10 protein-coding genes and 2 pseudogenes are annotated in these 16740 nt (G+C 58.2%); 8 read left to right on the top strand and 4 right to left on the bottom strand.

All coding sequences use genetic code 11. The features are described 5' to 3' along the window. Positions 1-4 precede the first annotated feature (4 nt). Positions 5-988 carry a DUF1839 family protein gene (locus RBH10_RS23945; RefSeq protein WP_281038176.1) on the top strand — a complete coding sequence of 328 codons (984 nt, stop codon included), beginning with the start codon at positions 5-7 and terminating at the stop codon, positions 986-988. After that, a pseudogene (locus tag RBH10_RS23940) lies at positions 985-3442 on the top strand (glycoside hydrolase family 2 protein). Before RBH10_RS23945 ends, RBH10_RS23940 begins: the two are co-directional and overlap by 4 nt. Here the strand turns inward: RBH10_RS23940 and RBH10_RS23935 are convergent. Then, positions 3413-5230, bottom strand: coding sequence for a serine aminopeptidase domain-containing protein (locus RBH10_RS23935; protein ID WP_281038178.1), 1818 nt, complete (start codon positions 5228-5230; stop codon positions 3413-3415). The pseudogene RBH10_RS23940 and the gene RBH10_RS23935 sit on opposite strands and share 30 nt — an antisense overlap. Positions 5231-5576: 346 nt before the next feature. Here RBH10_RS23935 and RBH10_RS23930 point away from each other — a divergent pair, with 346 nt between their 5' ends. The 4 genes and pseudogenes from RBH10_RS23930 (at position 5577) to RBH10_RS23915 (ending at position 11749) form a co-directional block, all read left to right on the top strand. After that, positions 5577-8294 carry an ABC transporter ATP-binding protein gene (locus RBH10_RS23930; protein ID WP_045021117.1) on the top strand — a complete coding sequence of 906 codons (2718 nt, stop codon included), beginning with the start codon at positions 5577-5579 and terminating at the stop codon, positions 8292-8294. 43 nt (positions 8295-8337) lie between these two features. Further along, on the top strand, positions 8338-8793 hold the full coding sequence (locus tag RBH10_RS23925; RefSeq protein WP_045021119.1) for a cyclic nucleotide-binding domain-containing protein: 456 nt from the start codon (positions 8338-8340) through the stop codon (positions 8791-8793). Positions 8794-8982: 189 nt separating this feature from the next. Continuing rightward, positions 8983-9843 carry an MBL fold metallo-hydrolase gene (locus tag RBH10_RS23920; protein WP_348636842.1) on the top strand — a complete coding sequence of 287 codons (861 nt, stop codon included), beginning with the start codon at positions 8983-8985 and terminating at the stop codon, positions 9841-9843. A gap of 211 nt (positions 9844-10054) precedes the next feature. Further along, a pseudogene (locus tag RBH10_RS23915) lies at positions 10055-11749 on the top strand (adenylate/guanylate cyclase domain-containing protein). Positions 11750-11786: 37 nt separating this feature from the next. Here the strand turns inward: RBH10_RS23915 and RBH10_RS23910 are convergent. Both RBH10_RS23910 and RBH10_RS23905 read right to left on the bottom strand, forming a co-directional pair. Then, positions 11787-12269: a class I SAM-dependent methyltransferase gene (locus tag RBH10_RS23910; protein ID WP_045021304.1), complete on the bottom strand. Its 483-nt coding sequence runs from the start codon at positions 12267-12269 to the stop codon at positions 11787-11789. Positions 12270-12314: 45 nt separating this feature from the next. Then, a complete protein-coding gene (locus RBH10_RS23905; protein WP_281038179.1) occupies positions 12315-13655 on the bottom strand; it encodes a nucleotide sugar dehydrogenase in 1341 nt (446 codons plus the stop codon). 127 nt (positions 13656-13782) lie between these two features. Between RBH10_RS23905 and RBH10_RS23900 the strand changes: the two genes are divergently transcribed. Both RBH10_RS23900 and RBH10_RS23895 read left to right on the top strand, forming a co-directional pair. Further along, positions 13783-14880, top strand: coding sequence for a glycosyltransferase family 4 protein (locus RBH10_RS23900; RefSeq protein WP_281038180.1), 1098 nt, complete (start codon positions 13783-13785; stop codon positions 14878-14880). After that, a complete protein-coding gene (locus tag RBH10_RS23895) occupies positions 14877-15620 on the top strand; it encodes a polysaccharide deacetylase family protein (protein ID WP_281038181.1) in 744 nt (247 codons plus the stop codon). The genes RBH10_RS23900 and RBH10_RS23895 overlap by 4 nt, the downstream gene beginning before the upstream one ends. Here RBH10_RS23895 and RBH10_RS23890 read toward each other — a convergent pair. Beyond that, on the bottom strand, positions 15612-16571 hold the full coding sequence (locus tag RBH10_RS23890) for a glycosyltransferase family 32 protein (protein WP_281038182.1): 960 nt from the start codon (positions 16569-16571) through the stop codon (positions 15612-15614). The genes RBH10_RS23895 and RBH10_RS23890 overlap by 9 nt on opposite strands. Between the last annotated feature and the right edge of the window lie 169 nt (positions 16572-16740).

The following is a 16740-nucleotide window of genomic DNA, read 5'->3' as shown; positions in this document are numbered from 1 at the left end:
ATTCATGCGGCAGATTTTTTCAGGTCTCGATCCCAAAAACCATGTGCAGCATCCCCTTCATTCGTCGGAGAGAATGTGGCCGGAGACCAATTGCTACATCGATTTGTGGATCGAGGTGCTGGCCGCAAAGGGGCTACCGCCTGAAGCCATGTTCGGTTTCACCCTGACACAGGATTTCGAAGGCGACCAGTTCACCTTCTTCAAGGTGCCGCTGGAAGATCTCGAAGCGCTCTACGGCGTTCGCGCCACCGAGCTTGCGATCTTCGACCGGGTGGAAAACCACATAGAGGCGCAGCTGGAACGCGGCCGCATCTGCCTGATCGAGATGGACAGCTTCTATATGCCCGATACCCACGGGGTGAGCTACCAGAAGGAACACGGCAAGACCACCATCGCCATCAACCGGCTCGATTTGGCGAACCGGGAACTCGATTATTTCCACAATGCCGGCTTCTTCCACCTGTCGGGCGAAGACTTTGATGGCCTGTTCCAGCATCACCTGCAAGAGGCCGATCCACCATTCCTGCCCTATACCGAATTTGCGAAATTTGCGGACAGCAATCCTTCGCCGGCGCATATCCGCAGGACGGCCGAACGGCTGCTGAAATTTCATTTTTCAAGACGGCCCTCCGCCAACCCGGTGCGAGCTTTTGCAAGCGTGTTTCCGGCCCAAGTCGAAAAGGTCGCCGACAGGCCCTTCGGCTTTTTCCACAAATACGCCTTCAACACGCTGCGCCAACTGGGCGCCAATTTCGAACTGGCAGCAAGCCACCTCGAATGGCTGGACAAGGACGGGTTTTCTGAAGCGAGAGACCACGCGCTGCGCATCTCCGAGGTCGCGAAAACCGTGCAGTTCCAGCTTGCCCGCGCCGTTACACGCCGCAAATTCGATGCGCTGGCCTCGGTGCTCGATCCGGCTGCGGAAGCATGGGATGGCGTGATGGAATCACTCGCCGCAAATTTATCGAACGCCAGCGAGGCCGCGTGAGGACTTATCTTCCGGGCGAAAGCGAAAAATGGCTGAGTGAAGGCTGGACGCTGACACTGACGTCGGCCAATGCCTGCGAAACGCCCTCGGATATTCCCGCAGCCCTTGAAAGCCTTAACGTATCCGTTCCCGGCACCGTGGCGCAGGCTCTGGAACTGGCCGGAAAATTTGACCGCTTCAATCCGACGCCGTTGAACGACAGGGACGCCTGGTACCGCCTGACGATGATTTCCGACGTGCGGGAGCGGGCGATCCTGCGCTTCGACGGTCTGTCCACGATTGCCGAAATTTTCCTCAACGGCGAACTGATCGCCGCCAGCCAGAGCATGTTCGAAAGGCTGGAAGTGCCGGTCGAACTGACAGGCGCGGACGAACTGTCAATCTGCTGCAGGGCACTCGCGCCGAGGCTCGAAAAAACAGGCCCCCGCGCCCGCTGGCGGCCGCAGATGATGAACACACAAGGTCTGCGGCTGATCCGCACCACGGCACTCGGCTATATGCCGGGCTGGTGCCCGGAAATTCATGCCGCCGGGCCATGGCGACCCATCAGCCTGATAAGGCAGGAGGGCGTGCTTTGCACGGTCCGATCGTCGCTCGACGAAACCGGCGCGGGAATGGTCAACATCAGCCTTGAGGCAAACCACGACATCCCGTCCGCACGGCTCACCTGCGCCGGCTACAGCACCGATCTTTCCAGAGGTGACAACGGCAAACTCTTTGGCGAACTCCGCATACCCGATGTCGAGACGTGGTGGCCGCATACCCACGGCAGGCCAGCGCTCCACGAAATCGTTCTGGAGCTGAACGGAAAACAACACCGGCTCGGGCGCACCGGCTTCAGACGCGTCGAGGTGGATTACGGCGAGGACGGCAATGGTTTCGGCCTCCGGGTAAACGGGCAATCCGTTTTTTGCCGGGGCGCTGTCTGGACAACGGCTGACATCGTGCGCTTGCCGGGTTCGAGGCCGGATTACGAGCCTTGGCTTAGAAAAGCTGCCGAAGCCGGCATGAACATGATCCGCGTTGGCGGCACCATGGCCTATGAGACGCCAGAGTTCTTCGCGCTGTGCGACGAACTCGGCATCATGGTCTGGCAGGACGCCATGCTCGCCAATTTTGATTACCCGGCAAAGGACGAAGCCCTCCGCCGTCATATCGTTACGGAAATCTCTCCAGTTCCTCGAGGTGACAGCCCTTTCCCCTTCACTATCAGTTTTTTGCGGTGGCAGCGAAATGTACCAGCAGGGCGCGATGCTCGGTCTGCCGGAACAGATATGGAAAGGAACGCTCACCGAGGAAATCTTGCCCGAAGTGCTGGCCGGGAAACGGCCGGACGCGGTCTATGTGGCGAATTCCCCCTCAGGCGGCGCGTTGCCCTTCTTCCCCAATGCCGGGGTCGGCCATTATTACGGCGTGGGTGCCTATTGCCGTCCGCTGGAAGATACCCGCCGGGCCGATGTCCGCTTCGCCGCCGAATGCCTCGCCTTCGCCAATATTCCAGAACAGGAAACGCTGGACGGACATCTTCCCACACTGGCGACGCATGATCCGCGCTGGAAGGCTCGCACACCGCGCGATCGCGGCGCTTCCTGGGATTTCGAGGATGTTCGCGACCATTATCTGAAGCTGCTTTACTATATTGAGCCGGACGTGCTGCGACGGGAAGATGGCGGCCTCTATCTCGATATGTCTCGCGCCGTCACCGCCGAGGTCATGGAAGCGACCTTCGCCGAATGGCGTCGCGACGCTTCCTCCTGCCAGGGCGCGTTGGTCTGGACCCTGCAGGATCTCGTTCCCGGCGCGGGCTGGGGCGTCATCGATGCCACCGGCAGGCCCAAGTCCGTCTGGCATGCGCTGAAAAGAGCGTTTCGCCCCATCCAGGTCAGTCTTTCCGATGAAGGCACCAACGGGCTGGACATTCATCTCATCAACGAAACCGGCAACGGCCTTGAAGCCATGCTGGAATTGACCTGCCTGCGCGACGGCACACAACCCGTCGTCCACGCCAAACGGCCGCTGACGCTTTCGCCGCGACAGAGCCAGACCATCGCCGCAACTGGCATGTTCGGCGCCTTTTTCGATACGACCTATGCCTATCGTTTCGGCCCGCCATCCCATGATGTCACCGTGGCCCGGCTTCGCGACGTTGCAACCGGGCATATCATCGCCGACGCATTCCATTTTCCGCTTGGCCGGAAAAAGGCGCTGCACGCGGCCAATCTTCAGGTCGGGGTGAGCGAGGCCAACGGTATCTGGTCGCTCGAGATCGGCACGGACCGGCTGGCGCAATCCGTCCATGTCACGGCTGAAGGTTACCGAGCCTCGGAAAGCTGGTTCCATCTCGCCCCCGGCGAAACCAGAAAAATCGGCCTTCTGCCGGAGACCGCGGCACCCGAAACGCCGCCTTCCGGCGACGTGATGTCACTAGGCTCCAGTCGGCGATTTTCCTTTTAGAGCCAGCCGCTTCACCGCATCGATATAGGCTTTTCTGGCCTCAGGCGTTGAAAGATTGTGGTCGGCATCGGGAATAATCGTCAGCGACACATTCCGATAGGCTGACAGCCCCCTGCCATCGGCATTGAAATAATACCGGAAGTGCTCAAGCCCGTCGTCATTGTCGCTGTAAAGCAGGCTGATGGCGGAGTCCCTTGCTTTAAGTTTATCGAAAGCATCGTAGACGGCACGCCCTTCCTCGCTCCCCCTGCGGGAAAGCCGTGCCGTTTTTATCGAAAGCTTCTTGAGCGTCGCCTTGGCGATGTTCAAACCGGCGCTCACCACATCGACATCGCCGCTGACGAGGCGCTTGAAGGTAGCGCCCTGCCGAAAACGCTGGCTGTATTCTCCAAAGGAACGTGGCGGTTTGTGCAGCGCCTCGTCGACCGAGCGGCCTTTCCGCCAGTGGAACACAACCGGGTTGACCGCAACCACCCCGCTGATCCGGTCGTCGGCAAGCGCGCCGTTGAAGGCGAGATAGGCGCCGCTGCACCGGCCCGCCGCGATGAAAGGTCCCTTGCCACGCCGGCCGAGAAAATCGAGTGCGGCGGCCACGTCGTCATTCTGCGCGACATCGTAAAGAACCTGATCGGGCGCGTTTTTGACGGGAGGGCTGTCGGCAATATTGGCTCCGTCGAACCGGAGCGAAGCGATGCCCTCGCGCGCAAGCGAGCGGGCGGTTTGCACCGAAAGCCTGCCCCAACCCGCATGCCGGTCGTAGGCAGCGCCGAGCAGAAGGACCGAGGAGACCGCCGCCCGATGGTCCGGCTCGCAAAAAACCCCGAAAAGCCGTCCGCCTTCACCAAATTGCACCGGCTGTTCAAAAAATCCGAGACCGCGGTGCGGCGCGTTGACGGTAAAATCCTTCTGCGGGCCCGCCGCATCCGCAGCACGGGTCTGTGACAGGACCCAATCCTGAAGCCGTTTCACCACATCGTCGGATATTTTCGAAAGTGTGGGACTGGAGACGAGATCGTCATACCCCCCAAATTCCGCCTCCTTCACCTTGGCGCCAACAGTGGCAAGGTGTTTGGCAAAATCGCTGTCGCTCACCCGGCCCGGTCTCGACAGGACCAGAATGGTGCGCGCGGGAGCGGCATCCAGCTTTGAAAGATTGACCTTCCTGATACCATCAGCAACACCCTCCGGCATGGCCACGCCCGCAATCGCCCCCGCCTCCACCATGCGCTGCCCGGGGCGAAGACCAAGGCCATCGTCAATCATGGACGACCACATTGCCAGTTCGCGAAGATAGGCACGGCCGGAGACGACAGGCGCCAGAAGCGCCATGGAACCGACGGCCGCAACATCGGCGAGCGCCTGTGTGGCGATCAGACAGCCGAGACCCTGCGCGATGACGACCACCCCGGAACAACCCGAAAGACGTGTCAGATAATCAAGCGCCGCTCGCGTGTCGGAAAGCCAGTCCGCCGCACGCACGACGTCCTGTGGATCGAGCGCGTCACCGGCGCCATGATAGTCGAACCGCAGACTGGCGACGCCGGACGCGGCCAGCCGCTCGGCCAGAACCCGCTGAAACTTGCGGCTGCACAGCTCCTCCATGCCCCAGGGACTGACGAAAAGAACCGCGTGATCCTGTTTGACCTCTTGGCGCGCCGGGTGAAAAATACCCGTGCAGCCTTCAAAAGAAACCGGGTGTGCAATCGACCCATCCGATGCAATGCCGAAAAGCGACAACCTGTCGGGGGAAGGTTCACTGCCTGCACGCTCTGAAATATCTATCGCCATCGACCTTGCAATCATTACGCCTGTGCCGGCTCAACCATTTGCGGGATCACTATACCGAAGCGTCTTAACGTCCTGTTCTACAGTAAAACCAATAGCATTAGGGAAGTCTAAAAATATAGTCGTCTCTATATCGATAGTGACACACACGTTGCAAAAACAAATATCGGGGATCGCGGGCAAGCCTCGGCACGGGCGCTATTTTGCTCGAAACCGCTTGAATATACTGATAAATAGCGAGTCACATACCTATCTGCAGGAGGGGATCCCGCCACCCGGCAGCCTGACCGTCTTGACACCGCGCAAACCAACACGCCGGGCCCTGCCCGACAGGTCATAGAAGTTTTATATGGAACAAAGCCTTACGCGTTACATCTGGTCGCATACGAGGCGGCAGCAGCTGTTCATCCTGCTGATCGTCGCCCTGTCCATGATCCCTTATTTCCTTGCCTTCGATCTGCCCAAACAGATCGTCAACGGCCCCATTCAGGGGGATGGCTTCGAAGGGGCGAACGCGACACAGCTTTTCATGCATCTCACGGTCGATATTCCCTATTGGGGCACCGTGACGCTCTTCCATGGCCTCGAACTCAACCGCATGTCGATGTTGATGGCGCTCAGCCTGACCTTCCTTGCGCTTGTCGTCATCAACGGGCTTTTCAAATATTACATCAACACCTTCAAGGGCCGCCTCGGCGAGCGGCTTCTTCGGCGTATTCGCTTCGAACTTATCGACAGGATCCTGCGGTTCCCACCCACGCACTTCAAACGGGTTAAGGGTGCTGAAATCTCCAGCATGGTGAAAGACGAGGTCGAGCCGCTGGGCGGATTTACCGGCGACGCCTTCGTGCAGCCGGCACTTCTCGGCGGTCAGGCGCTTTCGGCGCTGTTCTTCATTCTCGTGCAGAATTTCTGGCTGGGCCTGATTGCGGCTTTCATGGCCGCCATACAGGTGGGCATCATTCCCAAAATGCGCCGCCGCCTCATCGAACTCGGGCGCCAGCGGCAGCTCAGCGCACGCCAGCTTGCCGGACGCATCGGCGAAATGGTCGACGGCATCGGCACCATCCACGCCTATGACACCTCCAATTTCGAACGTGCTGATGCCTCGCACCGGCTCGGCGACATCTTCAAGATCCGCTACGATCTCTACCAGTGGAAGTTTCTGGTCAAATTCATCAATAACTTCCTCGCGCAGCTTACCCCCTTCTTCTTTTATGCGCTCGGCGGTTATCTCACCCTCAAGGGCAGCCTCGATGTCGGCCAGCTGGTCGCCGTCATCAACGCCTATAAGGAACTGCCCGGACCGCTGAAGGAGCTGATCGACTGGGATCAGGCACGTCAGGATGTCCAGGTGAAATACGAGCAGGTCTTCGAACAGTTCGACGCGTCGAACATGGTCGATGAGAAGGTGCAGAAACTGTCACCGGGAACCGTTGCAGCAATTACCGCTCCGATCGTTGTCAGCAATCTGACGCTGGAAGACGATAGCGGCAGCCGGCTTCTGGAGCAGGCATCGCTGAAGGTCGAGCCGGGCGAGGTGATCGCCATCGTCGGCGGCTCGGGGGCAGAGGCGCTCGCGGATGCGATCGGCCGCACGCTTTGGCCAACCTCCGGCAAGGTAAGCATCAACGACGTCGACATATTGGAACTGCCGGAATCGCTCACCGGGCGGCGTATCTCATACGTGTCCTCGGACAGCTATTTTTTCCATGCCAGCCTGAAGGACAATCTGCTTTACGGCCTCAAGCACGCACCGCTTGCCGACAGGCAATATGAGGGCGCGGCGCTGGAACACCGCAAGTGGGAAATCCGCGAAGCCAAGCTGGCGGGCAATCCGACGATCGACATCAACAGTGAATGGATCGACTACGCTTCTAGCCCGGCCGGTGACGGCAAGCCGGAAAACCTCATCCAGGCCGTTCTGGCTGTCCTCGACAGCGTGGAACTCTCGCAGGATATCCTGGAATTCGCGCTGCGCTCGACGATCGACCCTTTGACCGACCTGCATCTTGCGGCCCGCATCGTGGAACTGCGGCATGTCCTGCGCGCCGAACTGGAAAAGGAGAACCTGAGCGGCCTCATCGCCCCCTTCGAGCTGGAGAGCTACAACAGCGAGGCGACCGTCGGCGAGAACCTTTTGTTCGGCACCATGCGGGACTCCTCCCAGACAATCAGAACCGTCATCGAAAGCGACTATTTCCGTTCGCTGATGCGCGAAACCGGCCTCGTCAAAACCATGTTCGAGATGGGGTATACGATTGCCGAAAACATCGTGGAAATCTTCGCCGACCTGCCGGGAGACCACCCGTTCTTCCAGCAGCTCACATTCATGACGCCCGACGATGTTCCGGTCTATCAGCAAATGCTGCAGCGTCTTCAGAGCCGGAGTTTCGACGAGGCCAATGAAAGCGAAAGACGCGCCATGCTGCGGCTGAGCTTCTTCTACGTCGAGCCGAGGCAGCGTTTCGGCCTGCTGTCACCGGAAATCATGAACCGGATCGTCGAAGTCCGGCACATGTTCCATGAGAACCTGCCCGACAGCCTGAAGAACGTGATCGAAATCTACGACCCGACGAAATACATGAGCGCCACCAGCCTTCTGGACAATATTCTCTTCGGCAAGGTCAGCCATCGTTATACCGACGCATCACGGCGCATCACCCACATCGTGGCCGAGGTCATGCGCAAGCAGGGCGTCTACGAGCGTGTGCTTGCGGTGGGTCTGGATTTCAACCTCGGGGCCGGCGGCAAGCGGCTCGGGCCACTCCAGCGGCAGAAGCTCAATCTCGCAAGGGCGCTGATCCGCAAATCCGACTATTACGTCTTCAATCGCCCCCTTCCCGGCCTCGATCCCCGACAACAGGAGGAAATTGTCGAGCGGGTCATCACATTCCTGAAACAGAACAATAATAACCCGGCGATCGTATGGGTTCTGTCGAATGCGACGCTGTCGCGCATGTTCGGCCGGGTCATCGTTGTCCACCAGGGCCTCATTACCGCTGATGGAAGTTACGAGACTCTCGCGCAGGAAAACGGTACATTCAAGGATATGGTCGCAACATAAATCCAAGAAGGTGACCGAGGTGGAACAAGAACAGGGTAAGGCAATGCTTTTCAAAGACGAAATTCAAATGCTGAAACGCGTCCCGTTTTTTTCGGAAATGGAACCGTCGAAGCTCAAACTGCTCGCCTTCGCATCGGACCGGGTGTCGTATCACACCGGCGACGTGTTGTTCCGGCAGGGCGATGTCGGCGATGCGGCCTATGTCCTTTTGACAGGAAAAGTCGATGTTCTGGTCGATTCTCCATCGGGCACGTTAAAAGTGGCCGAGATGACCGGCAATGCGATCGTCGGTGAAATTGCCATCCTCTGCGACAGCGTCAGAACCGCGACCGTGCGCGCCTCCACCAATGTGGAAGCCCTGCGTATCGGCAAGGAACAGTTCTTCAAGCTCATGTCCGATTTCCCTGACATTACCATCAAAGTCATGCGTGTTCTTGCTGAACGTCTTACCCAGACGACGACGGAGCTGAGCAAAGCGCGCGCAAACGCGAAAACATAAGTCGCAATTTCTTGCTACCGTTAATGGCGATATTGGAAAAATAAATGTCGCACCATTGCAATATAAATGAAATGCTGACTGAATAAGGGTAAGGGCGTCCGCCAAAAAAGAGCGGATATAAGAATCTGTAGAGACAACGGGCTTCATGGGAGGAAAGCGTGCAAGATTCCGTTGTTATTGGGGTGTGTCATGGCGTTCGATTCCGACACAATAAGTCGGGAAAGTAATAGAAATTTTCGGGTAAAGATCTGGGGTGCGCGGGGAACGCTTCCTGTTTCAGGTGAAAACTTCCGAAAATACGGCGGGAATACCATCTGCATCGAGGTACGATGCGGAGATCACGTTCTTTTGTTCGACGCAGGTTCGGGGTTGCATCCCGCTGGTCTGGCGTTGCGGGCGGAAGGTATTACAGACGTCAACCTGTTCTTCTCCCACTGCCATTACGATCACATTGTCGGGTTTCCCTATTTCAAACCCTTCTACAACAGCTCCAACGATGTCGCCATTTGGTCAGGTCATCTCGCCGGTACCATGACGACGCGGGAAATGCTCCGGGAGTTCATGAGCCCACCATGGTTCCCCGTGCCGCTGGAAGTTTGCTGCGCAAAAATGGCAACACGGGACTTTATGCCGGGTGACGTTCTTGATGTTCATCCGGGCCTGTCGATTAGAACCGGAATGCTCAATCATCCGGGCAATGCCATCGGATATCGCCTGGACTGGGCCGGAAAATCCCTCGCCATCATCACCGATACCGAACATGAACCAGGCAGCATCGACAAGAACGTGCTTGATCTGATCAAGGACGTCGATCTTTTTCTCTACGACGCCATGTTCACCGATGAGGAGATGGGCCTGTATCGCGGCTACGGCCATTCGTCCTGGCAAGAGGCTATCCGCCTTGCCAAACTGGCGGGTGCAAAAAATGTCGGCTTCATCCACCACGCCCCAAGCCGCAGCGACGACGAACTGGACAATATCGAAAAACAGGCTAAGGCCCAGTTCAGCGGCGCATTCGCGGCAATGGACGGCCAGATCATCGAACTCTGATTGCGGTCACCGACCTCTTGCCGTTGGCTTACGTTAGGCTGTTCTTCGCTGTCTTGACCTGTCATCGTGTGGCAAGTGGACATTCGAACACGCACAATTGACCCTCGTTGGCCCGTTGCTCCACGATATTGCCACGAGATGCCCTGCACTAAAGACACCAGAGCACACTAGATGATGATTCTGCGCCGAATGACCGCATGATGGGATTTGCATGATCCGTTTCTTTTCGGAGACCAATTTGAGACGCGCCCGGATATCGTCCGGCCTCATCATTTTTGCCTTTGTATTTTCCCATCTTTTCAACCACTCGCTCGCACTCATCTCCATCGATACCGCCGAGCGGGCTCGAAAATGGTTCAGCCTGATCTGGCTCAATCCCGTCAGCAGCCTGCTCTTTTACGGATCGGTTGTGGTGCACATCTGTCTTGTTCTGCGCTCGCTTTATCAGCGCCGGACATTGCGCATGCCGCTTCGCGAAGCGCTGCAAGCCATCCTTGGCCTGTCGATCCCGTTTTTGATCATCAGCCACGTCGTCAATATCCGTGTGTCGCACATGATCTACAACATCGACGTGGGATATTACTCGGTCGTTCGCCGGCTCTGGATCAACAACCCGATGGGAGGCGCGTGGCAAAGCCTCGCATTGATCGTGATCTGGACCCACGGATGTATCGGCCTGTTTTTCTGGTTGCGTTACCGGGACTGGTATCCAAAAATAGCTGGGATATTCATGACTGTAGCGGTGATGCTGCCTCTATTGGCGCTTCTAGGCTTCAGTGATGCCGGCCGCTGGCTGGAGGAGGTGGATAGAAAATACTCGCTTCCCCCCGGGCTTGTCGATACCACCGTTCAAAGAGACGACATACCGTTGCAACGGGAGATGGAGACGCGTATCCGTTTCGTCACCGGCGCAACGGAAGCGATTTTCGCAGGCGCGGTAATGCTGGTTTTCGTCTTGCGCGGCGTGCGCAGCTGGCGGCAGAGATCGACCGCTATAGAAATCCGTTATGAACATGGCGCACAAGCGCGCGTCCCCGCCGGGCTCAGCATTCTGGAGGCCAGCAGACTTGCGGGCATCCCGCATTATTCCGTATGTGGCGGCAAAGGGCGCTGCTCAACCTGCCGGGTCAGGATTGTCGACAGCAATGGCCCGCTTCCACCTCCCGGAGACATCGAGCAAACCACGTTGAGGCGCATCCATGCCGATTCGGACGTGCGGCTCGGCTGCCAGTTGCGACCCACCCAGGATATTGGAATAGCGCTTCTCGTATCGCCACCCCAGCAAAGCGATCTGCCTATGGATGCCCAGCCGGCGCGGCCCGGCAAGGAAGAGGAGATCGCCGTCCTTTTTGCGATATCCGCAATTTCACCACGCTCTCCGAGGCCAAACTGCCTTACGATGTCGTGTTTCTTCTGAACCGCTACTTCACCATTGTCGGGCAGGCCGTCGAACAGGCCGGTGGACATCTCGATAAATTCATCGGCGACGGCGCCATGGCCCTTTTCGGGCTGGGCGATGATGCGGAAAACGCTTGCCGCAATGCCATGAGGGCAGCCGCGATCATATTGCGGGAGCTATCAATACTGAACGAGGGGCTGGAAAAGCAATTCGCCGTCCGGCTGGAAGTGGTGGTCGGAATTCACGCTGGCCCGACGATTGTCGGCATCATGGGATATGGCGCCGCGAAAACCCTGACGGCCATCGGCGACACCGTGAACGTGGCGAGCAGGCTGGAAACCAAGGCCAAGGAGTTCGGAGCCGCCATCGTCGTTTCCGAACCCGCCATCATTCAGGCAGGACAGGAGATTGCCGATCTGCGCAGCGAAAAAAATCGCCATTCGCGGGCGGAACTCGCAGATGAAGGTTTTCCTGCTCTCGAAGGAAGAGAGCGAGCGCTATCTATAAGGCAATCCCGGCATTCTCGCCGCCGGGCCGCCCAGCCTCAAATCTTGCGATAGAGAAAATAACGGTCCGTCGGCACGCTTTCCGGCACCGGTAGCGGCTTCAGCATGGGATGGTCCAGAGGCAGACCGCTGACCGCGACACCGCCTTTTGCCAGCATTCCCGCGGTAAGATCAGGCAGCCACGTCAGGGTGATCGCATCCTTTTCGGGATAACCCGTACCGATATCAGCATGCACCATGGCCGCCTCTACACCGATGAAGGCCGGAGCGGTTTCCGATATTTCGCCGATCACGAGATCTTCCTGCGCGGGAACCGACGAGGCGTGTGCGCCCATGGCCCTGTCAAAGGCAACGATGCGGCGTTCCGGAAACAGTTCCCGCAAGTGATTGAACGTGCGCCCGTTCCCAAGCCCGATTTCCATGATCGCACCTTCGTCAGGAAGATCGAGATCGGCCTTGACGTGGTTGAGTATATCCCGCTGCGCGGTCAACCGGCGAATGAAACTGTCTAGTCTGCTCATGTTCGTCCAATCAGAAATCCACCGGAAACCCTCTATGCGAGGCGATCAGGCCTTGATGATGTGTTTTGCGGCAATATCCCGGCGCGCGAAGACGTTGCGCGTGTCGATGATCAGCGGCGCCCATTCGCAGAGTGCGGCATAGTCGACATTGTCGTGATCGGTCGCCACGAGAACGGCGTCGAAGGCGCTGATCGACTGCCTGTCCCATGCCACGGATTTCATGCCCATCAGGTGGCTATATTCCCGGGTTTTCGGGATTTCGGCCACATAGGGGTCGAAATAGGCCGCTTCGCCGCCGCGTTCGTGAATAAGCTCTATGAGTTTCAGCGAGGGGCTTTCACGAATATCGGGCACATTCTTCTTGTAGGCGAGGCCGACGACCAGCACCTTCGAGCGGCTAAGCGCCTTGCCAGAGTGGATATCCAGCGCTTCCGCAACCCGGCCGATGACATGGCGCGGCATACCGGTGTTGATTTCGCCGGCGAGTTCGATGAACCGCGTCGGCAGTTCATACTCCCGCGATTTCCAGGTGAGGTAGAACGGGTCGATCGGTATGCAATGGCCGCCGAGGCCCGGGCCGGGATAAAACGGCATGAAACCGAACGGCTTGGTTTTCGCCGCATCGATCACTTCCCATATGTCGATACCCATCGCCTCGTAGACGACCTTGAGTTCGTTGACGAGCGCGATATTCACGGCGCGGAAGACGTTTTCGGTGATTTTCACGGCCTCGGCCGTGGCGTTTGTCGAGACCGGAACGATCTTCTTGACCACAGAACCGTAGAAGGCCGCCATCAGCTTCCCAGCCGCTTCGCCATCGCCCGCCACGACCTTCGGAATGGTCGAAGTCTCGAAATCGCGATTGCCGGGATCTTCCCGCTCGGGCGAAAAACCGATGAAGAAATCGACACCGGAGACAAGCCCGGTCCCTTCAAGAATGGTCTTCACCACCCCGTCGGTCGTGCCGGGATAGGTAGTCGATTCCAGAACCACGAGCTGCCCCTGCCGCAGATGGGCGGCAATGTCCCGACAGGTTTTTTCGACATAGGAAAGATCCGGCTCGCGATATTTCGTCAAAGGCGTCGGCACACAAATGGCGATCACGTCGCATTCGGCCAGCCTGGAAAAATCTGAAGTAGCGACAAAGCCGTCATTGAGCCTGACGCTTGCCAGCACCTCGTCCGAAACCGCCTCGATATAGCTGCGGCCCGCATCGATCGCGGTAATTTTACCCGGATCGATATCGAAGCCGACCACCTTGAAACCGGCTTTGGCGATCGTCATGGCCAGTGGCAGGCCGACATAACCGAGGCCGATAACTGCAGCTTTGGCGCTCTTGTTTTCGATGCTGGAAAGCAGGTTCTGGGAGATAACTGAAGAAGTCAAAGCGTGTCACGCTCCGCGCATGTGCAAAAGATGCCTTTCAGTTGGGCAAGAATGGCCGGGCTGTCAAGGCTCGCCCCTCTCAAATTCCGGTTGACGCCAGCGCCGCGGCCAACGCACAACCGTCGGCATGAAGATCGCTTTTTATTCACCGCTCAAATCGCCCAACCATCCCGTTCCCTCCGGAGACCGGCTGATGGCTCGCCTGCTGATGAAGGCGATGGCTCTGGGCGGCCACGAGGTTTCCGTCGCCTCCGAGCTACGCAGCTTTCTGAAACAGGCGGATGATCCGGCGCGAACCTTGCTCGCCGATGAGGCCAATCGCGAAATCGAGACCATTGCGACACGCTGGCAGCGACACGGTGCACCGGACCTCTGGTTTTGTTATCACCCCTACTACAAGGCCCCGGATTTGCTCGGGCCGGAACTGAGCAGACGTTTCAACATCCCCTACGCCACTGCCGAAGCGTCCTATTCCCCCAAACGCAATGGAATGGGCTGGCAGGTGGTTCAGGACGGATTGCTGACCGCATTGAACGCCGCCTCGGTAAATATCTGTTTCACTGCGCGGGACCGCGAGGGGCTTTCACGCGCATCGCCAACCCTTAACTTGGCGATGTTGCCACCCTTTATCGATGCCGACGCCTTTCTCAAGAATACACCCCGCCCCACCCCCGGAAAGCTCATCACCGTCGCCATGATGCGGGCGGGCGACAAGCTGGACAGCTATTGCGCGCTTTCCGAGGCACTTGCCCTGCTGCCGCAAGAGCTGAACTGGACACTGGATATCGTCGGTGACGGGCCGGAACGTGCGGCTGTGCAAGCCATGTTCAGTTCCTTCCCGGATCACCGTCTTGTCTGGCACGGGGAAAAAACCGCGACGGAAATCGCCTCTCTTCTTTCCAGGGCATCGCTTTATGTCTGGCCGGGGCACGGCGAGGCCTATGGTCTTGCCTATCTAGAAGCGCAGGCCGCCGGACTGCCCGTTGTCGCCGAAGAGGTGGCCGGTGTTCCGGAAGTGGTAAAATCCGGAACCACCGGATTACTGACACCAGAAAATGATACAGCCGCCTATGCCGCAGCAATTGAGACCTTGCTCGGCGATGACGGGCGGCGTGAAGAGCTGGCAAGGGCGGCCTGCCAGTTCGTAAAAAATGAACGATCTCTGGAAAATGCCGCAAAAGAGCTGAACGACATCCTGTTGCGAGCAAAGGCACGAACATCATGAGTCTGGAAAAACTCGTAGCGGCACTGGACGAATGCGGACGGCGCGGCGTGACGGCCGATCTCTGGCTGAGAGACGACGATGCGGTGGAGCCGACACCGGCGCTCGACACGCTGCTTGATCTTTGCAGCCGCTTTTCCGCTCCGGTCACCCTCGCAGTTATCCCGGAGATGACCACGGATAAGCTCGCACAGCACTTGGATGCGGCTGACATTGCCCAGATCGCCGTCCATGGCTGGTCGCATACGAATTATGCCGGCGAGAACGAAAAGAAGCAGGAACTCGGATCACACCGCGACCTGTCCGTTGTTCTCGACGAGTTGCAATCCGGGCTGGAAAAACTGCATGATCTGCATGGCAAGCGTTTTGTGCCGATGCTCGTTCCGCCGTGGAACCGCATCGATGCCAATATCGTGAAGGGTCTGGCGGACCTTGGATATCGTGCGCTTTCGGTTTTCGGACCGGAGAAGAACACCGTGCCGCCGTGCCTGAACACCCATGTTGATGTGATCGACTGGCACGGCAGCCGCGGCGGCCGTGACGACGACGTCCTTTTCGCCGAAACCGCCGCCCGTGTCCTGCGAGTTGCGGAGGATGGCGGCGCGACTGGCATCCTCACCCATCATCTCGTGCATGATGAAAACGTCTGGCGCTTTCTGAGGCAGCTTTTCGAAGTGACCTCAAACCATCCCGCCGCGCGCTGGCGTTCCTCGGCGGAACTCATCAACGAAATATCACCATGACTTCCAGGCAATCAGCATCCCGCCTGTCTCGTCAAGTCCCCGCCTGATGGCCTCCACCTCCTGAAACGCGGCGCGGTCAGCAAGAGCAGCGGCAACAAACCCCGCAGGCGCAAGACTGATACTTCCTGCGCGGGCGACGACGGTAAAGATCAGCGGGCCGGTCGACCACCAGGCAGGCGCGCGTGGCATCTCCTCAAGAATCCCCGGAAACGCTTCCAGCATCCTGCGAAAAACCGGATGACCGGCAGGCGCTGCGATGAAGGAATTGGCGAGAAGCATGCTGCCCTGTCCGGTATCACGCGGCGTTTTTTCATCGAACGCTGTCAACCCTGACAATGGCAGGAAAGCGTCGAAACTCACGTCGTCCCGCGCCGGATACCAGTCGCAATCGAGATAGATGCCGCCAAAACGCTCCAGCAAAACATAGCGGGCCACATCGACAGCACCGGGATAATCGCCCTTGTCCAGCATCATCCTGAAAACATCGTTCGAAAACACGCCCTCGCGCTCAAGATCGGTCTCCCGCCAGAGGTGATATTCGTAACCATGCGCCGCGGCGTGGGCGGCCCAGGCCTTGACCGATACCGGCAGAGCCTTTTCCCCGATCCATATCTGGTGAATGAGCCTCGGCACATCTTCCCTGCTTTTCAGGTTGATCGTGCGGCGCTCCTGCGGGGAAAATTGTGCATATTTTGCCAGCGTCTGCGGCGGTGGAACCAGCGTATATTGATAGCCGATTTTGGCGACCATATCGCCTTCGGCCTTAGCGAGCCGCAGCCGTGCCGCATGCAGCCTGCGCGGCAGGCCGAGCACCGTTCGCTCACCCATCAGGTGTCCGTCTTTTTCTGCAACCAGAGATAATAGAAGCGCATGCGCTTCGCCATATTGGCCTTCGTTTTGCAACTGCCGGGCTCTATCCAGCTGGGCATCGTAATATTTCTTGTCGGACATGGATCCTCACCCGGAAACGCTCGTTAACATATCGCCAAACACGAGCCATCAGGCAAGCCATAGCGTTTTGGAAGCCGGCTTTGAATTTGCTGCACATTTCGATGTTTCAGGAGCATAGACAGACAACAGACCCTGCGATAACGTGCCTTTAAGCCCTCCTGAGCAAATT

This window comes from Rhizobium sp. AN73 (genome assembly GCF_030757975.1).
Classification (GTDB): Bacteria; Pseudomonadota; Alphaproteobacteria; order Rhizobiales; family Rhizobiaceae; genus Agrobacterium; species Agrobacterium arsenijevicii.
This window is presented reverse-complemented; position numbering and strand designations above follow the sequence as displayed.